This is a genomic window from Pseudomonas rhizozeae (genome assembly GCF_031583775.1).
Classification (GTDB): domain Bacteria; phylum Pseudomonadota; class Gammaproteobacteria; order Pseudomonadales; family Pseudomonadaceae; genus Aquipseudomonas.
The window spans coordinates 222862-246934 of record NZ_JAVLSB010000069.1 but is presented as its reverse complement, the minus strand read 5'-3'; the positions used below and the strand labels follow the sequence as shown (position 1 = coordinate 246934).

General features: G+C 61.5%; 21 protein-coding genes. 13 read left to right on the top strand and 8 right to left on the bottom strand.

What is annotated here, in order from left to right; all coding sequences use genetic code 11:
* Positions 1–3: 3 nt before the first annotated feature.
* The gene (locus tag RG836_RS24625) at positions 4–2040 is read left to right on the top strand and encodes a sensor histidine kinase (RefSeq protein ID WP_310850302.1); all 2037 of its coding nucleotides are present in this window, start codon (positions 4–6) and stop codon (positions 2038–2040) included.
* 2 nt (positions 2041–2042) lie between these two features.
* On the top strand, positions 2043–2633 hold the full coding sequence (locus RG836_RS24620; RefSeq protein WP_310850301.1) for a cob(I)yrinic acid a,c-diamide adenosyltransferase: 591 nt from the start codon (positions 2043–2045) through the stop codon (positions 2631–2633).
* 3 nt (positions 2634–2636) lie between these two features.
* On the opposite strand, the gene RG836_RS24615 is transcribed toward RG836_RS24620, so the two are convergent.
* The 4 genes from RG836_RS24615 to secA all read right to left on the bottom strand — a co-directional run bounded on the left by RG836_RS24615 (position 2637) and on the right by secA (position 8454).
* Complete coding sequence (locus RG836_RS24615; protein ID WP_310850300.1) at positions 2637–3581, bottom strand: Nudix family hydrolase; 945 nt, start codon at positions 3579–3581, stop codon at positions 2637–2639.
* A complete protein-coding gene (locus RG836_RS24610; RefSeq protein WP_310850299.1) occupies positions 3578–4225 on the bottom strand; it encodes a glutathione S-transferase in 648 nt (215 codons plus the stop codon). The genes RG836_RS24615 and RG836_RS24610 overlap by 4 nt, the downstream gene beginning before the upstream one ends.
* A 152-nt stretch (positions 4226–4377) precedes the next feature.
* Positions 4378–5595, bottom strand: coding sequence for a bifunctional glutamate N-acetyltransferase/amino-acid acetyltransferase ArgJ (argJ, locus tag RG836_RS24605; RefSeq protein WP_310850298.1), 1218 nt, complete (start codon positions 5593–5595; stop codon positions 4378–4380).
* Between the two features lie 123 nt (positions 5596–5718).
* Positions 5719–8454, bottom strand: coding sequence for a preprotein translocase subunit SecA (gene secA, locus RG836_RS24600; protein ID WP_310850297.1), 2736 nt, complete (start codon positions 8452–8454; stop codon positions 5719–5721).
* A 307-nt stretch (positions 8455–8761) separates the two neighbouring features.
* On the opposite strand from secA, the gene RG836_RS24595 reads away from it, so the two are divergent.
* Positions 8762–9217 carry a DUF721 domain-containing protein gene (locus RG836_RS24595; RefSeq protein WP_310850296.1) on the top strand — a complete coding sequence of 152 codons (456 nt, stop codon included), beginning with the start codon at positions 8762–8764 and terminating at the stop codon, positions 9215–9217.
* 7 nt (positions 9218–9224) lie between these two features.
* On the opposite strand, the gene RG836_RS24590 is transcribed toward RG836_RS24595, so the two are convergent.
* A complete protein-coding gene (locus RG836_RS24590; RefSeq protein ID WP_310850295.1) occupies positions 9225–10706 on the bottom strand; it encodes a helicase HerA-like domain-containing protein in 1482 nt (493 codons plus the stop codon).
* Positions 10707–10956: 250 nt separating this feature from the next.
* Here RG836_RS24590 and RG836_RS24585 point away from each other — a divergent pair, with 250 nt between their 5' ends.
* Genes RG836_RS24585 through RG836_RS24575 form a run of 3 tightly spaced genes read left to right on the top strand, consistent with a single transcriptional unit; the run spans position 10957 to position 13831 of the window.
* Positions 10957–12078, top strand: coding sequence for a glycosyltransferase family 4 protein (locus RG836_RS24585; RefSeq protein WP_310850294.1), 1122 nt, complete (start codon positions 10957–10959; stop codon positions 12076–12078).
* Positions 12075–12839: a polysaccharide deacetylase family protein gene (locus RG836_RS24580; protein WP_310850293.1), complete on the top strand. Its 765-nt coding sequence runs from the start codon at positions 12075–12077 to the stop codon at positions 12837–12839. Before RG836_RS24585 ends, RG836_RS24580 begins: the two co-directional genes overlap by 4 nt.
* A complete protein-coding gene (locus RG836_RS24575) occupies positions 12836–13831 on the top strand; it encodes a lysylphosphatidylglycerol synthase transmembrane domain-containing protein (protein WP_310850292.1) in 996 nt (331 codons plus the stop codon). The genes RG836_RS24580 and RG836_RS24575 overlap by 4 nt, the downstream gene beginning before the upstream one ends.
* On the opposite strand, the gene RG836_RS24570 is transcribed toward RG836_RS24575, so the two are convergent.
* Both RG836_RS24570 and purU read right to left on the bottom strand, forming a co-directional pair.
* The gene (locus RG836_RS24570) at positions 13818–13994 is read right to left on the bottom strand and encodes a hypothetical protein (RefSeq protein ID WP_310850291.1); all 177 of its coding nucleotides are present in this window, start codon (positions 13992–13994) and stop codon (positions 13818–13820) included. The genes RG836_RS24575 and RG836_RS24570 overlap by 14 nt on opposite strands.
* A 66-nt stretch (positions 13995–14060) precedes the next feature.
* Positions 14061–14909 carry a formyltetrahydrofolate deformylase gene (gene purU / locus RG836_RS24565; protein ID WP_310850290.1) on the bottom strand — a complete coding sequence of 283 codons (849 nt, stop codon included), beginning with the start codon at positions 14907–14909 and terminating at the stop codon, positions 14061–14063.
* Between the two features lie 324 nt (positions 14910–15233).
* Between purU and mvaT the strand changes: the two genes are divergently transcribed.
* A complete protein-coding gene (gene mvaT / locus RG836_RS24560) occupies positions 15234–15614 on the top strand; it encodes a histone-like nucleoid-structuring protein MvaT (RefSeq protein ID WP_310850289.1) in 381 nt (126 codons plus the stop codon).
* A 98-nt stretch (positions 15615–15712) separates the two neighbouring features.
* On the opposite strand, the gene sbcB is transcribed toward mvaT, so the two are convergent.
* A complete protein-coding gene (gene sbcB / locus RG836_RS24555) occupies positions 15713–17143 on the bottom strand; it encodes an exodeoxyribonuclease I (RefSeq protein WP_310850288.1) in 1431 nt (476 codons plus the stop codon).
* A gap of 186 nt (positions 17144–17329) precedes the next feature.
* On the opposite strand from sbcB, the gene RG836_RS24550 reads away from it, so the two are divergent.
* From RG836_RS24550 to RG836_RS24525, 6 genes are read left to right on the top strand one after another with little or no spacing between them, the layout of a single operon-like run.
* Positions 17330–18055: an RDD family protein gene (locus tag RG836_RS24550; RefSeq protein ID WP_310850287.1), complete on the top strand. Its 726-nt coding sequence runs from the start codon at positions 17330–17332 to the stop codon at positions 18053–18055.
* Positions 18052–19029, top strand: a complete 978-nt coding sequence (locus tag RG836_RS24545; RefSeq protein WP_310850286.1) for a stage II sporulation protein M — start codon at positions 18052–18054, stop codon at positions 19027–19029. The genes RG836_RS24550 and RG836_RS24545 overlap by 4 nt, the downstream gene beginning before the upstream one ends.
* Positions 19016–20560, top strand: coding sequence for a DUF4129 domain-containing protein (locus RG836_RS24540; protein ID WP_310850285.1), 1545 nt, complete (start codon positions 19016–19018; stop codon positions 20558–20560). The genes RG836_RS24545 and RG836_RS24540 overlap by 14 nt, the downstream gene beginning before the upstream one ends.
* Positions 20557–21720: a DUF4350 domain-containing protein gene (locus tag RG836_RS24535; RefSeq protein ID WP_310850284.1), complete on the top strand. Its 1164-nt coding sequence runs from the start codon at positions 20557–20559 to the stop codon at positions 21718–21720. Before RG836_RS24540 ends, RG836_RS24535 begins: the two co-directional genes overlap by 4 nt.
* Positions 21717–22715, top strand: a complete 999-nt coding sequence (locus RG836_RS24530; protein WP_310850283.1) for an AAA family ATPase — start codon at positions 21717–21719, stop codon at positions 22713–22715. The genes RG836_RS24535 and RG836_RS24530 overlap by 4 nt, the downstream gene beginning before the upstream one ends.
* A 25-nt stretch (positions 22716–22740) precedes the next feature.
* Positions 22741–24072 carry a DUF58 domain-containing protein gene (locus RG836_RS24525; protein WP_310850282.1) on the top strand — a complete coding sequence of 444 codons (1332 nt, stop codon included), beginning with the start codon at positions 22741–22743 and terminating at the stop codon, positions 24070–24072.
* Position 24073 lies beyond the last annotated feature (1 nt).

Below are 24073 nucleotides of genomic sequence, written 5' to 3'. Positions count from 1 at the left end.
CCGATGCCATTGCGCCAGCGCCTTGAAAACCTGCCGGTCGGCCAGAAACTGTTGGCCGCCCTGCTGGTGCTGTTGACCACGGTTCTGCTAGTTGCCAACCTGACCTTTATCAGCGCCGCCTATTACATTTCCCAGGAAAGCATGGCGCCACAAGCCTTGCAGACCATTGGCCGGTTGATCTCCAACCCGAGCCTGGTGGCTGAAGCGTTGAAGTCACCGCAAAGCGCCGAGCGCTTGCTCAAGGAACTCAACAGTTACTCCCCGTTACGCGCCGCCGCGCTGTACGACGGCACCGGCGAACGCCTGGCGCAGTTGCAGCACGGCGAAAAACTCAAGCTGCCGGACAACTATCGGCACATCGAAGCCTGGCAAGCCACGGAATTTCGCAGCAATCAACTGATCACCCTGCCCCGCCCCGGCACCGCGCCCGGCCACTTACTGCTGGTCGCCAGCAGTGAACTGCCAGTGGCGTTTTACACCGGTACCCTGACCGCCAGCCTCGGCATTCTGATTTTCAGCGTGTTGCTGTGGCTGATGATTGCGCGGCAGATCAAGCGCCTGATTACCCGGCCGATCCATCAACTGGAAGAGTTGTCGCGCCAGGTGACCCGCGAAGAGAACTACGCCCTGCGTGCCTCACGCGGCAACCATGACGAAATCGGCAGCCTGGCCGAAGCATTCAATACCATGCTGTCGCGAATCGAAGCCCGGGAGCAGCAACTCAAGCGCGCCCGCGACGACTCGCAAGCGGCCTACGATCAGGCGCAGGGCCTGGCGGAAGAAACCCGTCACACCAACCGTAAGCTGGAGCTGGAAGTCCAGGTACGCAGCAAGATCGAGAAGAAACTCACCGGGTTCCAGAACTACCTCAACAGCATCATCGACTCCATGCCGTCGGCGCTGATCGCCCTTGACGAACAGCTCTACGTCACCCAATGGAATCAGGAGGCCAGCGCCCTGTCCGGCACGCGTCTGGACGAAGCACTGAACCAGCCGATCTTCCTCGCCTTCGAACCGCTCAAGCCGTTTTTGCCACAGCTCAAACAAACCGTCGAACAGCACACCGTGGCGAAGGTTGAGCGGGTGACCTGGTTCAAGGATGACGAGCCCAAGCATTACGCCCTGACTTTTTACCCCTTGATGGGCGGCGCCGGGCGCGGCGTAGTGATCCGCATCGACGACATCACCCAGCGCCTGTCGCTGGAAGAAATGATGGTGCAATCGGAGAAGATGCTGTCCGTGGGAGGCCTGGCGGCCGGCATGGCACACGAGATCAACAACCCGCTGGGGGCGATCCTGCATAACGTGCAGAACATTCGTCGACGGTTGTCCTCGGAGCTGCCAAAAAACCTCGAGCAAGCGCAACAACTGGGCATCGAGCTCGAGGTGGTCAATCGTTACCTGCAAAGCCGAGAGGTCCCGCAATTGCTCGACGGCATCCAGCAGGCCGGAGCGCGCGCGGCGAAAATCGTCACCCACATGCTCAGCTTCAGCCGCCGCAGCAATCGACAGATGGCACCGTGCGACCTGCCCGCGCTGATCGACCAAGCGGTGGAAATTGCCGGTAACGACTTCGACCTGGCTATCGGTTTCGACTTCAAGGGCCAAGCCATTGTGCGCCAGTTCGACCCTCACCTCGGACCCGTTCCGGGCACCGCCAACGAACTGGAACAGGTGTTGCTCAACTTGCTGAAAAACGCCGCGCAAGCCATCCATCAGCGCGAAGACGATTCCGAGCCGGGCCGCATTATCTTGCGCACCCGGCTCAACCCGCCATGGGCGGAAATCCAGGTCGAGGACAACGGCATCGGCATGAGCGAGAACGTTCGCAAGCGCACCTTCGAGCCGTTTTTCACCACCAAGGAAATCGGCCAGGGCACCGGGCTCGGGCTGTCGGTGTCGTACTTCATCATCACTAACAACCACAAGGGTCAGATGGAAGTCCAATCGACCCCGGGCCAAGGCACCTGCTTCACCCTGCGCCTGCCCTTGGCCGGTTCCGTACTGCCCACCCCAGAACTCCATCAATTACCGAGGTAACCATGGGCTTTCGCCTGTCGAAAATTTACACACGCACCGGCGACAAAGGCGAAACCGGCCTCGGCGACGGCCGCCGCGTGCCCAAGGATCACCCGAGGGTCGAAGCCATTGGCGAGGTCGATACGCTGAACAGTCAGGTCGGCGTGCTGCTGGCCGGGCTCGCGGTCGAAGCTACAACGTATCCGGGCCTGATTGAATTGATCGAGGTGTTGGCGCCATGCCAGCACCGCTTGTTCGACCTTGGCGGTGAACTGGCGATGCCGATCTATCAGGCGCTGGATGCGGCGGAGATCGAGCGGCTGGAAGCGGCGATCGACCTGTGGAACGAAGAGCTGGGGCCGCTGGAGAATTTCATCCTGCCGGGCGGGTCGACGTTGATCGCCCAGGCCCACGTCTGCCGCAGCCTGGCCCGCAGCGCCGAGCGCCGTTGCCAGCACCTTAACGCCGTGGAGCCTTTGGCCGGTGTGGGCCTGGCGTACATCAATCGACTGTCGGACCTGTTGTTCGTCGCCGCGCGGTTGATTGCCAAGCGCCAAGGGGTCGCGGAGATTTTGTGGCAGGCGGCGCCGAAGCCGGGACCATTGGCCGACTGATCCTCAAGCCTCAGGCCAGAACGCCCGAATCCCCGCCACACCTTGAGCGCCAACCGCCCAAGCCTTGTCGCGCTCCGCCGGCCCGACACCGCCGAGCAGAAACACCGGTTTGCTGAAACCATCGATCAAACTCGACGCCTGCTCCCAACCGAGGGGCAAGGCGTCCGGGTGAGTCTGGGTCGGCTGCACCGGCGACAGGGTGACGAAATCCACGCCCATCTGCTCCGCCAGTGCCAGTTCTTCAGCGTTGTGGCAGGACGCCGCCAGCCAGCGATTGGCCGGCAGTGGTCGCCCGGCACTGGCATATTTGCGCAACTGCGCTGAGGTGATGTGCCAGCCGGCGGACGGAAAATCCCCTAGCCACTCGAACGGACCCTTGATCATCAATTGTGCCTTGCCGGCACACAGCCCCGCAGCATCGACGGCCAGGTCGCGGTACTTGGGATCGTAGCCGTTCGGCGCACGCAGCTGGATCAGCTTGATCCCGCCAGCAATGGCTTTCTGGATACCGCGCAACAGCGCCGGAGCTTCGAGGTTGTCCGGAGTGATCAAGTAATCGGCCGGCAAACGGGCAGCGGCGACGATTGGCTGGTTGGCCGCCGGGAACTCGTAATCGACCAGCTCGCGTGCACTGACCCAGGCCAACGGCTGGCCTTCGGCGCCATGAGGTTCACCGCTGAACGCCGAGACCTCCCAGACATCCAGCAGCACTTGCTTGTCCGGGTAATCGTGACGGACCTTGATCAAAGGGCGGGTCGCGGTAACAGTAATCCCCAGTTCTTCCGCCAGCTCACGGCCCAGGGCCGCTTGCACGCTTTCGTCAGCCTCGACCTTGCCACCGGGAAATTCCCAGAGGCCGCCCTGATGCTGGGTGTCGGCACGGCGGGCGATCAGGATCTTGCCGCTGCCGTCACGGATGACCGCTGCGGCGACATGGATTCGTTTCACTGCGCTTTCTCCTGCAGATCCAGCTCCTCCAGCCCGGCTTTCTGCCAAGCCTGGAACGCTGGCCATTGGTACACGGTGTCGACGTAGGCCTCATCGGCTGCCGGCAACGGCACTTGATACGTCCGTAGCCGCACGGCAATCGGTGCGAAGAAGGCATCCGCCAGGCTGATGTGGCCGAACAGAAACGCACCGCTTTCAGTGGCGGCGGCGCGGCATTCGGCCCACAACGCCAGCATGCGCTCGATGTCCGCTTGCACCTCGGCCGGGACCGAGGGCAATGGCGCGTCGCGGCTCAGGTCGAACGGCATGTGCGTGCGCATGCCGAAGAAGCCGCTGTGCATCTGCGCACAGGCAGAGCGCGCCTGGGCACGGGCGGCGATGTCTTCAGGCCAGAGGGCCGTCGCGGGGAAACGCTCGGCCAGGTATTCGCAAATCGCCAAGGAGTCGGCGATGGTGCCGTGCTCGGTTTTCAGCAGCGGCACCTTGCCTGTGGGCGAATGCTTGAGCAGATTGGCGCGGCTGTCCGGTTGGCCCAGCCAGACCAGCTCCTCGCTGTAGCTCGCCCCTGCCAACTCCAGGGCCAGGGCGGCGCGCAACGACCAAGATGAATGCAATTTGTCGCCGATGATCAGGTGCAGGCTCATGATGGGGCGCCTTTTAATGAGGGGAGCAAGCCAGCCGTTGCAGCGACTGGCGATCCGCTTTCGCTAGGAGGCTCACTTCCACACTGGCTTTGCGAATGAATCGAAACCCTGTGGGAGCGAGCCTGCTCGCGAATGAAGCAACACGCTACGAGTTACGTGCGGTACTCGGCGTTGATCTTCACGTACTCGTGGGACAGGTCAGTAGTCCAGATCGTTTCGCTGCAGTCGCCGCGCCCCAGTTCGATGCGGATGGTGATTTCTTCCTGTTGCATCACCGCCGCGCCCTGCGCCTCGGTGTAGGTCGCCGCGCGGGCGCCATGGCTGGCAATGCAGACCTCGCCGAGGAATACGTCAATCTTGCTCACGTCCAGGTTCGGCACGCCGGCACGACCCACAGCGGCGAGGATGCGGCCCCAGTTCGGGTCGGACGCAAACAACGCGGTCTTGATCAGTGGCGAGTGGGCCACGGTGTAACCCACGTCCAGGCATTCCTGGTGATTGCCGCCGCCGTTGACTTCGACCGTCACGAACTTGGTGGCACCTTCACCATCGCGCACGATGGCTTGGGCCACGTCCATGCACACTTCAAACACGGCTTGCTTGAGCTTGCTGAACAGCTCGCCGCTGGCGGCAGTGATTTCCGGCAACTTGGCCTGACCGGTGGCGATCAGCATGCAGCAGTCGTTGGTCGAGGTGTCGCCATCGATGGTGATGCGGTTGAACGATTTGTTGGCACCGTCCAGCAACAGGTTCTGCAACACCTCGCGGGAGACTTTGGCATCGGTGGCAATGTAGCCGAGCATGGTCGCCATGTTCGGGCGGATCATGCCGGCGCCTTTGCTGATGCCGGTGACGGTGATGGTCACGCCGTCATGCTGGAACTGGCGGCTCGCGCCTTTGGGCAAGGTGTCGGTGGTCATGATGCCGGTGGCGGCGGCTTCCCAGTTATTGACCGACAGGTCGTCGAGCGCAGCTTGCAACGCGCCTTCGATCTTCTCGACTGGCAGCGGCTCACCGATTACACCGGTGGAGTAAGGCAGCACCAGACTGGCGTCCACACCGGTCAACTCGGCCAGTTTGGCGGTGGTGCGCTCGGCGGCGGCCAGGCCCGGCTCACCGGTGCCGGCGTTGGCATTGCCGGTGTTGGTCAGCAGGTAACGCACAGGGTTTTGCACGCGTTGCTTCGCCAGAATCACCGGCGCTGCGCAAAAGGCATTCAAGGTGAACACGCCCGCTACCGTCGAACCTTCTGCGCAACGCATCACCACGACATCCTTGCGCCCCGGGCGCTTGATGCCGGCCGAGGCGATACCGAGTTCAAAACCGGCAACCGGGTGCAACGTTGGCAAAGGACCAAGACCAACAGCCATGAAAGCGCTCCTTAAAAGATGGTGTGTGCACCGCTGTGCAAGGGACGGCGATGGTTAAATGGCAAAACGCCGCGACGGCAGAAGCCGGTCGCGGCGCGGGTAGATCAGCGTCTGAAACGGGTTTTACTGAATCTGCCCGTGGCAATGCTTGTATTTCTTGCCCGAACCGCAGAAGCACAGCTCGTTGCGGCCCAGCTTCGGCTCGTTACGAACCGGCGCGGCAGCCAGCGCGACGTCAACATCGACGCCCTCCGCTTCGACGGCTTCCAGGCCCGGCGCTTCGGCATGTTCGAACTGCATGCGCGCGGCCAGTGCTTCGGCTTCCTGGCGCAGGCGCGCTTCTTCTTCCACCGGATCTTCGCGGCGAACCTGAACGTGCGAGAGCACACGGATCGAGTCGCGCTTGATCGAGTCCAGCAGTTCGGAGAACAGGGTGTACGACTCGCGCTTGTATTCCTGCTTCGGATTCTTCTGCGCATAGCCACGCAAGTGGATGCCGTGACGCAGGTGATCCATGGTCGACAGGTGGTCTTTCCACAGGTCGTCGAGTACGCGCAGGACAATTTGCTTCTCGAAAGTGCGCAGCGCTTCGGCGCTCGCTTGCTCTTCTTTTTCGTTGTACGCGGCGAGCAGCTCGGTCATGAGTTTCTCGCGCAGGGTTTCTTCGTACAGGTGATCGTCTTCGTCGAGCCATTTCTGGATCGGCAGGGCCACACCGAAGTCGCTCTGCAGGGCAGCTTCCAGACCGGCGACGTCCCACTGCTCAGGCAGTGACTGCGGCGGAATGTGTGCGCTGACGGTAGCGTTGAGCACGTCCTGACGGAAGTCGGCGATGGTTTCGCCGATGTTGTCAGCGGCCAACAAACTGTTACGCATGTGATAGATCACTTTACGTTGTTCGTTGTTGACGTCGTCGAACTCGAGCAGTTGTTTACGAATGTCGAAGTTGCGGCCTTCAACCTTGCGCTGGGCCTTCTCGATGGCGTTGGTCACCATGCGGTGCTCGATCGCTTCACCGGACTGCATGCCCAGGGCTTTCATGAAGTTCTTCACCCGGTCAGAGGCGAAGATGCGCATCAGGCTGTCTTCCAGGGACAGGTAGAAACGACTGGAACCGGCGTCACCCTGACGGCCGGCACGGCCACGCAGCTGGTTGTCGATACGGCGCGATTCGTGACGCTCGGAGGCAATCACCTGCAAGCCGCCGGACTCCAGCACTTGCTGGTGACGCTTCTGCCAGTCGGCTTTGATCTGAGCGATCTGTTCAGGGGTCGGGTTCTCCAGGGAGGCGACTTCCACTTCCCAGTTACCGCCCAACAGAATGTCAGTACCGCGACCGGCCATGTTGGTGGCGATGGTCAGCGCACCCGGACGACCGGCCTGGGCAATGATTTCCGCTTCTTTTTCGTGGAACTTGGCGTTCAGAACCTTGTGCTCGATGCCTTCCTTGACCAGCAAGTTGGACATGTGCTCAGAGGTCTCGATGGTTGCCGTACCCACCAGCACCGGACGGCCGTGAGTCATGCACTCCTTGATGTCCGCCACGATCGCCGCGTATTTCTCGTCGGCGGTGAGGAAAACCAGATCGTTGTAGTCCTTACGGGCCAGCGGCTTGTTCGGCGGGATGACCATCACCGACAGACCGTAGATCTGATGGAATTCGAACGCTTCGGTGTCAGCGGTACCGGTCATGCCGGACAGCTTGTTGTACAGACGGAAGTAGTTCTGGAACGTGGTCGAGGCCAGGGTCTGGCTTTCGGCCTGGATGTTCAGGTTTTCCTTGGCTTCGATGGCCTGGTGCAAGCCTTCGGACAAACGACGACCCGGCATGGTACGGCCGGTGTGTTCGTCGACCAGTACAACCTGACCGTCCTGGACGATGTACTCGATGTTGCGATGGAACAGCTTGTGCGCACGCAGACCGGCATAGACGTGGGTCAGCAGGCCCAGGTTATGCGCCGAATACAGGCTCTCGCCTTCAGCCAGCAGGCCGACGCGGGTGAGCATTTCTTCGATGAACTGGTGACCGGCTTCGTTCAGCTCGACCTGACGGGTCTTCTCGTCAACGGTGTAGTGGCCAGCCTTGGTGACTACGCCTTCGACTTCCTCGACATGCAACTCAAGCTGCGGGATCAGTTTGTTGATCTCGACATACATCTTGGAGCTGTCTTCGGCCTGACCGGAAATGATCAGCGGGGTACGGGCTTCGTCGATGAGGATGGAGTCGACTTCGTCGATCACGGCAAAATTGAGTTCGCGCTGGAATTTTTCTTCCATGCTGAACGCCATGTTGTCGCGCAGGTAGTCGAACCCGAATTCGTTGTTGGTGCCGTAGGTGATGTCGGCAGCGTAGGCCGCGCGCTTTTCTTCCGGCGGCTGGAACGGCGTGACAACGCCGACCGTCAGGCCGAGAAATTCATACAGCGGGCGCATCCAGTTGGCGTCACGGCGGGCCAGGTAGTCGTTCACGGTCACAACGTGCACGCCCTTGCCGGACAGTGCGTTGAGGTAAACACCCAACGTTGCCACCAGAGTCTTGCCTTCACCCGTACGCATTTCCGCGATCATGCCTTCATGCAAGGTCATGCCGCCGATCAGCTGGACATCGAAGTGGCGCATACCCATGACACGCTTACCGGCTTCGCGGGCGACCGCAAAGGCTTCTGGCAGCAATTTATCGAGGGTTTCCCCTTTGGCGATGCGGGCCTTGAACTCGTCGGTCTTGGCACGCAATTGATCGTCCGAAAGGGCTACCATTTGCTCTTCGAAGGCATTGACGAATTGCACCGTCTTGAGCATGCGTTTGACTTCACGCTCGTTCTTGCTTCCAAAAAGTTTCTTTAACAAAGGCGCAAACATATCGGCAGGATCTTCCACACTAAAGGGATGGAGGGCGGCCCCGTGAGTCGCCCGTGCAGCCCTCATGGCCGCATGCGAACGAGCATTCTACCCGGAAACGATGGTGAGGAAAGTGGCGTTATTCCACGATGCATGCACTGCGCTATAACGGGGCTCACTTAAAATAGGGGCTTTTTGCTGAACTTCAACCCATGCTGGGTAGAAGTTACTCATTGATTTAATGGTTAAAACGCGCGCAAAGCAATGGGTCGGGTGCATTCGGCCCTTTCTGCTAACATGGCGCTTCTGTCACTTCAGGCGCTCAATCATGGCATTTCGCCCTCTTACGGCCAAAGTCCCCGCCGTTTTGCTCCGCGAAGCCAAACCGCTGAAAGCCATTCTGGGCCACGCGCAACGCCTGAGCCATCTGCAACGGCTGCTCGAAAGCCAATTGCAACCGGCCGCCCGCGCGCATTGCCATGTCGCCTCTTGGCGCGAAGGCAATTTGTTGTTGATTGTCACCGATGGCCATTGGGCCACTCGTCTGCGTTACCAGCAAAAACGCCTGCAACGGCAACTGCAATTGTTCGACGAATTCACCAGCCTGACGCGCATCCTGTTCAAGGTTCAACCCCCAACAGTGCACCGTGCGGTGGTCGGCCACACTATGGATTTGTCTACCGATGCCGCCGCGACCATCCAGGCCACCGCCGATGGCATCAGCGATCCCAACTTGCGCGCGGCACTGGAACGCCTGGCCGCCCATGCCAAGCCTAAGGACTGAGGAGGGTTCAGCGACGCTTGCTTCCCCCCAATAAAGAGCCCATCAAGCCACGCACCAACTGCCGGCCCAACTGATTGGCTGCCTGACGCATGGCCGATTTCAATGCCTGACCTGCCGCCGTGCCGAGGAACTCCCCGGCCTTGTCCGCCAGGCTAGGCTCGGCGACCGTCGGTTTGTCCGGCGCCGCTTCTGGCGCCAGACCCTTGCGTCCCATTAACACTTCATACGCTGACTCGCGGTCGATCGGTTTGTCATAACGACCCTGCAAGGGCGAGCCGGCAATCAAGCCCTGGCGCTCAGCCTCGGTCAACGGCCCGATCCGCGATTGCGGTGGCGCCACCAGCACGCGCTGGACCATCTCTGGCGTGCCCTTCTCTTGCAACGTGCCCACCAGCGCCTCGCCAATCCCCAGTTCGGTCAACACGTCCAGTGCATTGAAGGCCGGATTCGGACGGAAGCCATCGGCCACGGCTTTCAGGGATTTCTGCTCTTTGGTGGTGAACGCCCGCAGGCCGTGCTGGATGCGCAGGCCCAGTTGCGCCAGCACGTCGTCCGGCAGATCACCCGGCGACTGAGTCACGAAATACACCCCGACGCCCTTCGAACGAATCAACCGCACCACTTGCTCCAAACGATCCTGCAAGGCCTTCGGGGTGCCGGCAAACAGCAAGTGCGCTTCGTCGAAAAACAGCGCCAGCAGAGGTTTGTCGGCATCGCCGCGTTCCGGCAGTTGTTCGAACAACTCCGCCAGCAGCCACAGCAGAAAGGTTGCATAGACCTTGGGTGCCTCGTGTACCAGGCGACTGGCATCGAGCAGGTGAATACGCCCGCGCCCGTCACTGGCCGGTTGCAGAATATCCTCGAGCTGCAGCGCCGGTTCGCCGAACAAGGCTTCGGCGCCCTGCTGTTCCAGGGTCGCCAGACGCCGCAACAACGCTTGGCTGGAGCCAGTGGTCATCAGCGCCGCGTCATCCCCCAGCAGGGTCGGATTGTCCTTGAGGTGGTTGAGCAATGCCTTGAGGTCCTTGAGATCGAGCAACAACAGGCCTTCGCGATCCGCCACCTTAAACGCCGCGTACAGCGCCGACTGCTGACTGTCGCTCAGTTCCAGCAGACTGCCCAGCAACAATGGGCCCATTTCACTCAAGGTCGTACGCAACGGATGGCCGGACTGCCCGTGGATGTCCCAAAGCGTCACCGGATAAGCCTTGGGTACATGGTTCAGCCAGGGCATGCCAGCAATTCGCTCGGCCACTTTGCCCTGGGGATTACCCGCCGCGCCGAGGCCGCACAGGTCGCCCTTGATGTCCGCCGCGAACACCGCCACGCCGGCGTCGCTGAACGCTTCGGCCAGACGCTGCAAGGTCACGGTCTTGCCGGTGCCAGTGGCGCCCGCGACCAGCCCATGACGGTTGGCCAGGCGCATGGCCTGGGCGATCGGCTGCCCCGCGATGTCGGCGCCGATAACGAGTTGCGATGAATCAGGCATGAAGTCACCAAAGGTTAATGAGGTCGGCATTGGCAATAGAAATAAGCGAGAGCACCCGACGAAGCAAGTTCTGCAATTCGCCTTGAACAGTAGGAAAGTTCATCTGAGGACAGCTCGCCAAACTATTCGCTGCTTTCCCTCTATTTATAGCAACACGATCACACACAAGATCCCCGTCGGGCCTCAGCGCAGGCCAACCGAACGCCTATCCTTGATAAAGGTCAACCAAGGGAGACATTGGACCGGAGGGATGTACATCGTGCATATCGCTGACATAACCATGTTTTACGCACCGGCCAGCGGCGGTGTGCGCACCTATCTGGACGCCAAGCATCGACGCCTGGGAAGCAAACCGGGTATACGCCACAGCCTGTTGATCCCCGGCGCGCATTTGAGCGAGCGGGACGGGGTGTTCACGGTCCCCGCCCCGGCCCTGCCCTTCGGCAAGGGCTACCGTTTTCCGCTGCGGCTGGCCCCTTGGCGTAATGTCTTGCACGATTTACAGCCTGACCTGATCGAAGTCGGCGATCCCTACCTCACGGCCTGGGCCGCGCTCGATGCGCGGCGCCAATTGGATGTGCCGGTGATCGGCTTCTACCATTCGGACCTGCCGCTGCTGGTGAGCAACCGGATGGGCAGCTGGGTCACGCCCAATGTCGAGGCCTATGTCAGCAAGCTGTACGGCAATTTCGATAGGGTGCTGGCGCCAAGCCAGGTGATGGCCGACAAACTGATCGGCCTCGGGGTCAAGAATGTCTTCGTGCAGCCGCTGGGCGTGGACTTGCAGACCTTTCACCCCAGCGCCCGCGACCCAGGGTTGCGCGCGGAGCTGGGGATTGCCGAAGACACTCGACTGCTGATCTACGCCGGGCGCGGTTCAAAAGAAAAGAACCTGCCGGTGTTGCTGCACTGCATGAAGCGCCTGGGCAAGCGTTACCACTTGTTGCTGGTGGGGCCGTCGATGCCAGCACTGGTGCCGGACAATGTCACGGTGATCGATGAGTTTCGGCCAGCGCAGCAAGTCGCGCGGTTGATGGCCAGCGCCGATGCCTTGCTGCATGCCGGCGACCAGGAAACCTTCGGCCTGGTGATCCTCGAAGCCATGGCCAGCGGCATTCCGGTGGTGGCCGTGGCCGCCGGCGCGTTCACGGAAATCGTTAGCAATTCCTGCGGTTTGCTGTGCACGCCGAACAATGCCCAGGCCATGGCCAATGCGGTACGCGAGCTGTTCAGCCAGGGCAGCGTGACTCTGGGCGAGAATGCGCGCAGCCATGTCGAACGGCATTACGCTTGGGACACGGTAGTCGACAGTCTGCTCGGGCATTACTACGCGGTACTCGGCAACACCCTGCCGCTGCGAGCCCTCGGATGAACCCGCCGAGTTTGCTGCTGGTATTGCATGACGTCGCGCCGAACACCTGGGCCGACTACCAGCGCTTCGTCGATCAAGTCGATGCCTTGGGCCAAGTGCCGATCACTTGGCTGGTGGTCCCGGACTTCCATAAGCAACATAGTCTGGAAGCCCATCCAGGGTTTCGCCGCATGCTCAGCGGCCGTGTGGAACGCGGCGATGAACTGGTCCTGCACGGTTATTACCATTGCGACGACAGCCCGGCGGCGAGAACGCCCCACGACTGGTTCATGCGCCGCATCTACACTCATGAAGGCGAGTTCTATGGACTGTCCGAAGCCGCGGCATTGGCGCGACTACGCGAAGGGATGGAACTGTTTCACCGTTATCGCTGGCCCCTGCACGGCTTCGTCGCACCCGCCTGGTTGATGAGCGAAGGCACACGCGAGGCCCTTCGCCACTTGCCGTTGCGTTATACCAGTGATTCGCAGCACCTGTACCGCTTGCCGGATTTCGCCCCGATCGATGCCCCCGGCCTGGTCTGGAGTGCCCGCAGCCCATGGCGGCGTGGCCTGTCGAAGTGGCTCAGCGATCAACGTGAACAGCGCTGGCGGCAGGCTCCGGTGATCCGTCTGGGCTTGCATCCGGTGGACATGCGCCATGAATATTCGCGAGCCTACTGGCTGAAAACCCTGACCCGTTTACTGGAACAAGGCCGAGTGCCGATGACTAAGATCCAATGGCTGGCGCAACAGAGCGCGCTTATCGAGCGCGTAGCATGAGTCGAGGGTTGTTGCTGCTGATCGCCCTGCTGGCGGCAGTGCTGATTCCATCAGTGCTGGGCGGTGGCGAGGCGTGGTCGCGGCTGGGCAATTTCCCGCTGACCTGGCTGCTGATCATGTTTGGCATGATCCTGCTGTGCTGGGTGCTGAACACCCTGCGTCTGCGCCTGTTGCTCGGTGATCAACGGCCGAAGGTTGGGCGGCTGCAAAGCCTGGGGGTGGTGATGGCCGCGGAGTTCGCCTACTGCGCCACGCCCGGCGGCAGTGGCGGTCCGTTGACCATCATGGCGTTACTGGCACGCAATGGCGTGCGCCCGGCCCGGGGCAGCGCGGTGTTTGCCATGGACCAACTGAGCGATCTGGTGTTTTTCCTATGTGCCCTGAGCGGCATTCTGATTTACGCGCTGTTTCAGCACCTGAGCCAACGCATGGAATGGCTGCTGACCGTGAGCGCAGTTTCGATGTTCGGCGGGTTGTTGACCTGTGTCGCGGTCGCCCGCTATCACCGCAGCTTGATCCGCGTGGGCGGCCGGTTGCTGGCGCGGCTCAACGTCCAGCCCACCACGCGGATGCGGTGGGCACGCAAACTGTTGCACTTCCTCGCGGCGTTCACCGACACCTTGAAGCTGCCTCGGTTGACTCTGCTGAAAGTCTTCGCACTCACCTGCGTGCATTGGCTGCTGCGCTACAGCGTGCTGTACCTGGCTCTGCGTGGGCTGGGCGCGGATTTGCAATGGGCGTGGAGTTTTCTGATCCAGATGCTCTCGCTGAGCGCCGGGCAATTCAGCTTGTTGCCGGGGGGCGCGGGCGCGGCGGAGTTGACCTCGGCGGCGTTACTGGCGCCGATGGTGGGCAAATCCACTGCGGCAGCGGCGATCCTGATCTGGCGCGCGGTGACCTATTACTTCTATTTGCTGGTGGGCGGACCGATATTCGTGCTGATGCTCGGGCGACCACTGCTCAAGAAGCTGATGAAGATCAGGCAGGCTTAGGCGGCAAATCGGGATCCTGCTGCAACTGCTCCCAGAGCTCGGCAGCGCCGGGAAATTCAGTGCCGTCCTCGGGCGTCATGTCGTCCGGATCATAACGGCTCAGGCATCCTTCACCGAGGGTGGCAGGTGCTTTGGATGTTGCTTTGTCCAGGGGGCCGGCCATGACTAAGTCCTCATTTGATTGAGTTCGCTCCCCCGCGTCGCGAGGGAACGCTCAGTGTAGGCCGAATTAGAACACGACGGTCTTGTTGCCGTGCACCAGCACGCGGTCTTCGAGGTGGTAACGCAGGCCACGAGCCAGGACCATTTTCTCGACGTCGCGACCGAAACGCACCATGTCCTCGATGCTGTCGCTATGGCTGACCCGCACCACGTCCTGCTCGATGATCGGGCCCGCGTCCAGCTCTTCGGTGACATAGTGGCAGGTGGCGCCGATCAGCTTCACACCGCGCAACGACGCCTGGTGATATGGCTTGGCGCCCACGAACGACGGCAGGAAGCTGTGGTGAATGTTGATGACTTGGTGTGCATATTCACTGCACAGGGCCGGCGGCAGAATCTGCATGTAGCGGGCCAGCACCACCACTTCGGCGTCATGCTGTTTGACCAGGCGCGACACTTCCGCGAACGCCGGTTCCTTATCTTGCGGGTTGACCGGCACATGGTAATAAGGAATGCCGTGCCATTCGACCATGCTGCGCAAATCGTCGTGATTGGAAATCACGCAGGAAATCTCGCAGTCCAGTTCATCGCTGTGCCAGCGGTGCAGCAAGTCGGCCAGGCAGTGGGACTCCTTGCTGGCCATCAACACCACGCGTTTCTTTTGTTCGGTGTCGGTGATGCGCCAGGTCATCGAGAATTCTTCGGCAATAGGCGCGAACGCTTCACGGAATGCTTCGATGCCGAACGGCAATGAATCGGCGCGAATCTCGTGACGCATGAAAAACCAGCCACTGAGATTGTCCGAGTGATGGCTCGCTTCAGTGATCCAGCCGTTATGGGACGCCAGAAAGTTACTGACTTTAGCAACGATACCGACGCGGTCCGGGCAAGCAATCACCAGCCGAAAAGTGCGCATGGGGGGAAACTCCAGAACTTCGCAAAGGCCGCCATTCTAGCCATTGCTTGGCAAAACTGCAGTATTGATGATGCGCCAGCGTTACGTGACCACCTGACGCGGTTGGTGCCAAGGCATTCAAGAGCGCGTGTGAACACAGGCAAGCGCACCTTTGTAAATATCCGTGATGACTTCATCACAGTATTTAACAGTGCCTCGAGTTTTTCGCCTGAATGCATTAACTAATTAAAATAAACCCCGGTTAAATGTTTACTTGATGAAACCGTCTGACTATTATTGCGCCACTGTCACCCTGCCACCCTGCGCCAACATAAGGTAGTCCTCATGTCCTTGATCAACGAATACCGCGCCACCGAAGAAGCTATCAAAGAGCTGCAAGCACGTTTGAAGAATCTGTCCCAAGACGACAAACTGCAGACCGAGCTGGAATTCGAAGGCAAACTGCGCACCCTGATGGGCGAATACTCCAAATCCCTGCGCGATATCATCGCCCTGCTGGATCCGGAATCGAAAGTTAAAGCACCCCGTGGCGCCGCCGCTGTAAAAACTACCGGCACCAAACGCGCTCGCAAGGTTAAACAATACAAAAACCCGCACAACGGCGAAGTCATCGAAACCAAAGGTGGCAACCACAAGACGCTGAAAGAGTGGAAAGCCAAGTGGGGCGGTGATGTGGTTGAAGGCTGGGCTACCCTGCTGGGCTAAGCCGCAACGCCTGTCGCAGACGGATCCGCGATCAAGAAAAAACGCCAGCATTCGCTGGCGTTTTTTTATGCAAGTAATAAAGGCTTAATGTTTCGAACTCACAGCGTCAAACGTTTGCGCAGTGTTTCTGCATATTCTTGCCACTGCGCCAACACCACTTGCTGCTCGGATGTCGCGGTTAGCGACAATTGAGCAGCGGTTTCAACGAAAGTATGCAGCGTATTCGGAGCACCCCACTGCGCGTCTGACAATCGCTGCTGACAGAATAAACGCCAGCGCTGTTGTTCTTCGGAATTCAACGTATCCGGGAAGTTGCGCGCTCGATATCGAAATAATAATTCCGGCAGACGTTCATCATCGAACGGCCAATGGCCTTGCGCTAGTTGCAGCGGATCTGCGCTTCTGACCTGCTCACATAAACGCCGATCCCGATCGCCGACAAAGCCATCGTATAACTGTTGTTCCGGGTCGAGGCTCGGGGCGAAATCTTCGCTCGCATAAATCGCCTGGACTTTATCTTGCCAAACTTGTTGTGCGTCACTAAGTCGCAGCGCCCGGGCCTGATAAAGCGCCATGTCCAGTTGCAGACGTTGCTGATCGGCCTCGCGCAACACCGAGAGCGGCGCCACCACCGGACAGCGGTTGACGTGGATCAGCTTGAGCGGCACCGGCAGTTCACCCTCGGCCAGATCGTCACGGCGGGTGTACAGGCGCTGCCGCAGGGTGTCGGCATCGGTGTCCAGCAGGCCCTGTGGATCGAGATGCAGATCGGCGACGATCAAAGCGTTCTTGTTGCGCGGGTGCCAGGCCAGCGGCAGCACCACGCCCAAGTAATGACGCGCCGCAGAGAAACGCCCGGAAATATGTACCATCGGTTGCAGCAGGCGTACCTGGTCCATCACCCGCTGCTTGCTGCGCAGTTGAAACAGCCAGTCATAGAGTTTCGGCTGCTTCTCGCGAATCAATCGTGCCAGGGCAATGGTGGCGCGCACATCGGACAACGCTTCATGTGCATGGCCGTGCGCCAGGCCATTGGCCGCCGAGAGTCGTTCGAGCTTGAGCGTCACCCGCCCCTCATCGTCCTGCGGCCAGACCACGCCATCGGGGCGCAGCGCGTAGGCGGCGCGCACCACATCGATCAGGTCCCAGCGACTGTTGCCACCCTGCCATTCCCGGGCATAGGGGTCGAAAAAGTTGCGGTACAGGCTGTAACGGGTCATCTCATCGTCGAAGCGCAAGGTGTTGTACCCAGCGCCACAGGTGCCGGGTGCCGCCAACTGCGCATGCACCCGAGTCATGAAATCCGCTTCGCTCAAGCCCTTATCGGCGAGCTGCCCGGGGGTGATGCCGGTGATCGCACACGCCGCCGGGTGGGGCAGGATGTCTTCGCTGGGCTGGCAAAAGAGATTGACCGGTTCGTCGATCTCGTTGAGGTCGAAATCGGTGCGCACCCCGGCCACTTGCAACGGGCGGTCGCACCGTGGGTTGATGCCAGTGGTTTCGTAGTCGTACCAGAAGATGGAAGTCACGGTGTGTTCCTGAACAAAGGACGGGCGAAGTCTAGGCGCAGACCCGTCGCCGCGGCCAGACATCTCGCCATTCAATCACTTCTGGCGGCGCATCGTGCAATACATAGTTATGTCGTTTTTCCCCGAGAGGCTGCTAGCATCGAACGCAGATTGACGCCCGATCCGGCCCCATCATTCAGGTAGCCCATGCTCGAAACCACAGCACTGCCAAGGACAGCGACGCTGTCCCCGCCCCTGGACACGCGGTATCAAGTCGAAACCCCGGAAGGCATCGACTTGCCCCTGCGCCCGGCCGGGTTGATGGTGCGTGCAATGGCGTTCGCGATCGACCTTGGTCTGCGCGGCGCGATACTCAGCCTGTTGTTCATCGTGCTGGCATTTCTCGGCCAGCTCGGTGCCGGGCTGGGTTCGATCCTGCTGTTCGTCATCAGTTGGTGGTACATGGTGTTGTTTGAAGTGCTCCACCAGGGACGCACGCCAGGCAAGCAGTGGATGGGGTTGCGGGTGGTGCACGACGACGGCACGCCCGTCGGCTGGTCGGCGTCCTTGTTGCGCAACCTGTTGCGGGTGGTGGACATGCTGCCCTTCGGCTATTTCCTCGGCGCCCTCAGTTGCCTGCAACACCCCACCTTCAAACGGCTCGGCGACCTGGCGGCCGGCACACTGGTTATTCACAGCGAGCAAGCGTTCAATCGCCCGCAACTGCCCGCCGCCGAACCCCGGCGCCCGGCATTCGTCCTGACGCTGGCCGAACAGCGCGCCATCCTCGGTTTCGCCGAACGCCAGGCCGAACTCTCCAACGCGCGGGTCGACGAGCTGGCGGCGATTCTCGCCCAGCCACTGCAAGTCCCGGCGGCTAAAGCGGTGGCTGAACTCAACGGCATCGCCCGCGGCTTGTTGGGCCCGACATGAAACAGAGCCTGTTCGAAAGTCGCCACAAGGCAGAATGGGAGCAGTTCGCCTTGCTCCTCGATCGTCTGGAGCGCGGCAAGGAAGCCTCACGGGTCGCGCGCTTCCCGCAGGATTATCGACGGCTGTGCCACCACTTGGCGCTCGCGCGCGAACGCGGCTACAGCAGTTTTCTGGTGGACTCGTTGCAGCATCAGGTGCTACGCGGGCACCAACAGTTCTATCGCCATCGCAGTCAGCTGGGCGACCAGGCGTTGCAGTTCATCCTGGCGGATTTCCCGCGCCGGGTGCGCCAGCAGTGGCGCTTCGTGCTGGCGTCCGGGCTGATGTTTTTTGGCAGCCTGATCGGCGTGGGCCTGCTGGTGTACCTGTTCCCGGACCTGATCTACACGCTGATCCCGGCGCCTCAGGTCAATGACTTGCAAAGCATGTATGACCCGGTCGCCGGGCACCTCGGGCGCACCGCGGATCGGGCCGCCAGTGAAGACTGGGTGATGTTCGGCTATTACATCCTGCACAACATCGGGATCGCCTTTCAGACCTTCGCCAGCGGATTTCTGTTTGGCCTGGGCAGCGTGTTTTTCCTGCTGTTCAATGGCTTGAGCATCGGCGCGATCGCCGGGCATCTGACGCAGATTGGCTACGGTCAGACCTTCTGGTCTTTCGTGATCGGCCACGGTGCCTTCGAGCTGAGCGCCATCACCCTGTCCGGTGCCGCCGGTCTGCAATTGGGCTGGGCACTGGTTGCACCGGGGCGCCTGCCCCGGGGTGAAGCGTTGAGGCTGGCGGCGCGCGACAGCGTGGCGCTGATTTGCGGGGTCATGCTGTTCCTGTTGCTCGCGGCGTTTATCGAAGCCTACTGGTCGTCCATGACCACAACTTCGCCGCTGACCAAATACCTGGTGGGCGCTGGATTGTGGTTGCTAGTGGCCGCGTATCTACTGCTGGCCGGGCGGAGTCGCCATGCGCCTGAGTGACGCCACCGTGGTGATTCGTCCGCGCACCACCTGGGAAGCCATGGACCTGGGCGTGCTGCTGAGCCAACGGCACCGACGGCTGCTGATGACCAGTTGGGCCCTTATCACCTTGCCGGTGTTCTGCCTGCTGAGTCTGCTGCTGTGGGATTCACCGAGCCTCGCGCTGTTCATTTTCTGGTGGTTGAAACCGGCATTCGAGCGCTTGCCGTTGTACATCCTCTCGAAAGCTTTGTTCGCAGAAACCCCTACCCTTAAACACGCCCTGCGCGCATGGCCGCGGCTGCTCAAGCCGCAACTGCTCGCCAGCCTGACTTGGCGGCGCTTGAGTCTAAGCCGCAGCTTTGTGATGCCGGTGATGCAACTCGAAGGCCTTGACGGTGCAGTGCGACAGGAGCGTTTGCGCGTGCTGCTGCAACGGCATGCCGCTGCCGGCCAGTGGCTGACCATCATTGGCGTGCACCTGGAAACCGCGTTGTGGATTGGCTTGATGGCGCTGTTTTACCTGCTGTTGCCGCAACAGGTGGAGCTGGACTGGGACTGGCAGACCCTGATTGCTGCGGCCGATCATGACTGGCGCTGGCTCGAGCACCTGACCAATCTGCTGTATGCCTTGGTGCTGGTGGTGTGGGAACCGATCTATGTCGCCTGCGGTTTCAGTTTGTACCTGAACCGGCGAACGGTGCTGGAAGCCTGGGACATCGAACTGGTGTTCCGCCGTCTGCGCCAGCGCCTGGCCAGCGCGGCCGGCGTCCTGTTGCTGGCGCTGATGGTCATGCTGCCGGGCGCGCCATACGCCCAAGCCGCCGACCCCGTTGTGCCGCCGGACGCCCCGCGCCTGCTCGATCAGCCGCTGACCAGCGAGGCGGCGCGCAACGACATCAAGGCGATCCTCGAGCAGGCGCCGTTCAAGAACAAGGAAACCGTCACCCGCTACCGTTTTGGCGAGGACAAACGCGATCCGACAACCACCGATCACGGTAGCGCGCCGGAATGGTTGAAAACGTGGCTGCGCTGGCTGGACAGTCAACGCTTCAATGCACTGGCCGGGCTCTTGGAAGTACTGCTCTGGGGCCTGTTGCTGGCTGGCATCGGTCTGTTGATTTGGCGTTACCGCGATACGTTACGCGCATGGGTGAGCCGTCGACCGACACAACGGCGCGTCATGGATCGGCCCACGCCCCGGCAACTGTTCGGGCTGGATGTCCAGCACGACAGCCTGCCGGTGGACATTGCCGGCAGCGCCGAACGACTTTGGCAGTCCGACCCTCGCGGCGCACTCAGCCTGCTGTATCGCGGCCTGCTCAGTCGACTGCTGCATGACTTCGACCTGCCGCTCAAGGACGCCGACACCGAAGGCCAGGTGCTGGAGCGCGTCGAACAATTACAACGTCCGGCATTGCTGGCCTTCAGTCAACACCTCACCCGGCATTGGCTGAACATGGCTTATGGGCACCGTGCACCTTCGGCGCCGCTGCAACAGGAACTGTGCGATGGCTGGCGCGCCCTGTTCAATTCGGACAGCGCCCGTTGAGCCGGCGCGGATGGCAGGCGCTCGGCGGGCTATTGGCGCTGTTGCTGGGGGCGCTGTGCGTGTTTCTGTACTTGAACGCCACGCCCTATCAAGAAGTGATCGATCACGGTCCGTCGCCGCAAGCCCAGGCCAATCCGTACTTGGCGGCGGAACAGTTCCTTCGCAGACAGGGGACCACCGTTACTCACGCCAACGGCCTTGAGGTGCTGCCCGGCATCGATCCGCGCCAGCACACGCTGTTGCTGTTCGGCGAACGCTCGAACATGACGCCGCGACAGGTCGATCAAGTTCTGAACTGGACCCGCGCTGGCGGCCGCCTGGTGTTCGTCGCCGAAGCCTTGTGGGATGACAAAACCGGCCAGAGCGACGACCTGCTGTTGGACCGGGTGCAAGTGCATCAAGTGCTCAGTAAGACGCTCAAGGAACCAAGGCCTGCGCCCCCTGCCCCGGCGTTTCCGAACTTGACCCAGCTGTATCTGGAAGACGAAAACGCCCCGGCCTACGCCAGTTTCGACACCGCATTCCATCTCGAAGACCCGCACAATCTGGCCCAGGCCTGGGCCAACAGTGGCAAGGCCACGCACATGATGCAGCTGAACCACGGGCGCGGTTCGATCACCGTGGTCACCGACGCCGACCTGTGGAAAACGCCGTCCATCGGGCAGTACGACAACGCCTGGCTGCTTTGGTATTTGAGCGCCGACACTGACGTCACGTTGATCTACAACACCGACCACGATTCGCTGCTCACGTTGTTGCTGCGCTACTTCCCGCAAGCCCTGGTCGCCCTCGCCGCTCTGCTCGGCCTCGGCGCCTGGCACCTCGGCGTGCGTCACGGGCCGCTGCTGCAACCGGCACCGAAAGCACGCCGGCAACTCCAGGAACACCTGCGCGCCAGTGCCGATTTCATGCTGCGCCGCCGTGCCCAACATCACCTGCTGCACGCCCTGCAGCAAGACATCCTGCGCCGCGCCCGTCGCCGTCATCCCGGTTTTGAACAGTTGACGGTCGCCGAACAATGGCTGGTGCTCGCGCGCCTGACCCGTCAGCCCACCCGCGCCATCAGCCAGGCCCTGAGCCCACGACCGAAACAACGCTTGTCCAGCCTTGAGTTCAGCCGTCAGGTCGCCCATCTGCAAACCTTGAGGAACGCGTTATGACTGAGATCGAACCCGACGCCCAACAGCACGCCGCCCAGCAGCGCCAGCGCGCCATTCAACTGGCGCAGGCCGTGCGCAACGAGTTGCAGAAAGCGGTGATCGGCCAACAGCGCGTGATCGATGACGTGCTCACCGCGTTGATTGCCGGCGGCCATGTGTTGCTCGAAGGCTTACCAGGCCTGGGGAAAACCCTGCTGGTGCGAGCACTGGCACGCTGTTTCGCCGGGGAGTACGCGCGCATTCAGTTCACCCCGGACCTGATGCCCAGCGACGTCACCGGACACGCGGTGTACGACCTGCAAACCGAGCAGTTCAAACTGCGCAAAGGTCCGTTGTTCACCCACCTTCTGCTGGCCGACGAGATCAACCGCGCCCCGGCGAAAACCCAGGCGGCGCTGCTCGAAGCCATGCAGGAACGCCAGGTGACGCTCGAAGGCCGGGCACTGCCGATCGCGCAACCGTTCATGGTGCTGGCCACGCAAAACCCGATCGAGCAGGAAGGCACTTATCCGTTGCCGGAAGCCGAACTGGATCGCTTCATGCTCAAGGTGCGCATGGACTATCCCGACGCCGAGCAAGAACTCGACATGGTGCGCCAGGTCAGCCGTTCCAGCCGCGCCGACATGCTCGACGTGCAACCGTTGCGCACGGTGTTGCAGGCCAAGGACGTCATCGTGTTGCAGCGCATCGCCAGCGAGCTGCCGCTGGACGAGCAAGTGCTCGACTACGCCATTCGACTGGCCCGCGCCACCCGCACCTGGCCAGGCCTGACCCTCGGCGCCGGCCCGCGAGCGTCGATCGCGCTGGTGCGCTGTGCCCGGGCCCGGGCCCTGCTGCGGGGCGGCGAGTTCGTGATTCCGGATGACATCAAGGGCTGCGCGCTGGCGGTATTGCGCCACCGCGTGCGGATTGCCCCCGACCTGGACATCGAAGGCATGAGCGTCGATCAGGTGCTGCAACAACTGCTCGACCAAATCCCGGCGCCACGCTTGTGATGGGCATGATTCTGGTGGCGCCGCTATGAAACCGTCGCGGCTGTTATTGGCCTGGCTGCTGGTATTGCTCGGCGTGGGCGTTCTCTTGGGTGCGTTGCGCGCACTGGGCATCGCAGCGCCAGAAAATCTGTCGGCGATCAGTTGGGCATTGCTGCTGGCGCTGCTGATCCTCAGTGTCGTCGACGGTATTCGCCTTAAACGCCTGCCGTCGCCCCGAGTAAATCGGGAGATGCCCGGCAGCCTGGCGCTCGGTCGCTGGAGCGAGGTGCGGCTGCAGGTCAAACACGAGTTTACCCAGTCCATCAACTTGCAACTGTTCGACCACGTCGCGCACGGCCTGGACTTCGAACACCTGCCACTGTCGGTGGAACTGCAACCGGGCCAGCATGCACAGCTCGGCTATCGTCTGCGGCCGTTGCGGCGCGGGCACTTCGCCTTCGATCAGTGCGAAGTCAATCTGCCGAGCCCCTTGGGTTTGTGGTCCGACAAACGCCTGCTGAACGTGGCTGACAGCACCCGGGTGTACCCGGACTTCGCGCGGCTCTACGGCGGTGAGTTGCTGGCGGTGGACAACTGGCTCAATCAATTGGGTGTGCGCCAGCGTCCGCGCCGTGGCTTGGGGATGGAATTTCATCAACTGCGCGAATACCGCGAGGGCGACAGCCTGCGCCAGATCGACTGGAAAGCCACGGCCCGGCAACGCACGCCGATCACCCGGGAATACCAGGACGAGCGCGATCAGCAGATCGTCTTCCTGCTCGACTGCGGCCGCAACCTGCGCAGCCAGGACGATGAGCTGGCGCACTTCGATCACGCCCTCAATGCCTGCCTGCTGCTCAGCTACGTGGCGTTGCGCCAGGGCGATGCCGTCGGCTTGTGCACCTTCGCCAGCGATCGGCCGTACTTTCTCGCGCCGGCCAAGGGCAACGGGCAACTCAATGCCTTGCTCAATGGCGTCTACGACCTGCGCAATCCCCAACGCCCGGCCGATTACCAGGCCGCTGCCAATCAATTGCTCGCGCGGCAAAAACGCCGCGCGCTGGTGGTGTTGGTGACCAACCTGCGGGACGAAGACGATGAAGACTTGCTCAGTGCCGTCCAGCGCCTGAGCCGTCAGCACCGCGTGCTGGTGACCAGCCTGCACGAAGCGGTACTCGATGAGTTACGCCAGACCCCGGTGCAAACGCTCGCCGACGCCTTGGCCTACTGCGGCACCGTGGAGTATCTGAACAGCCGCGCCGACCGCCATGAGCGCCTGAAAGCGCTCGGCGTGCCCGTGCTCGAAGCCCGGCCCGATGAGTTGGGGGCCGGGTTGGTCACGCGATACTTGAACTGGAAAAAAGCCGGGGTGTCTTGAC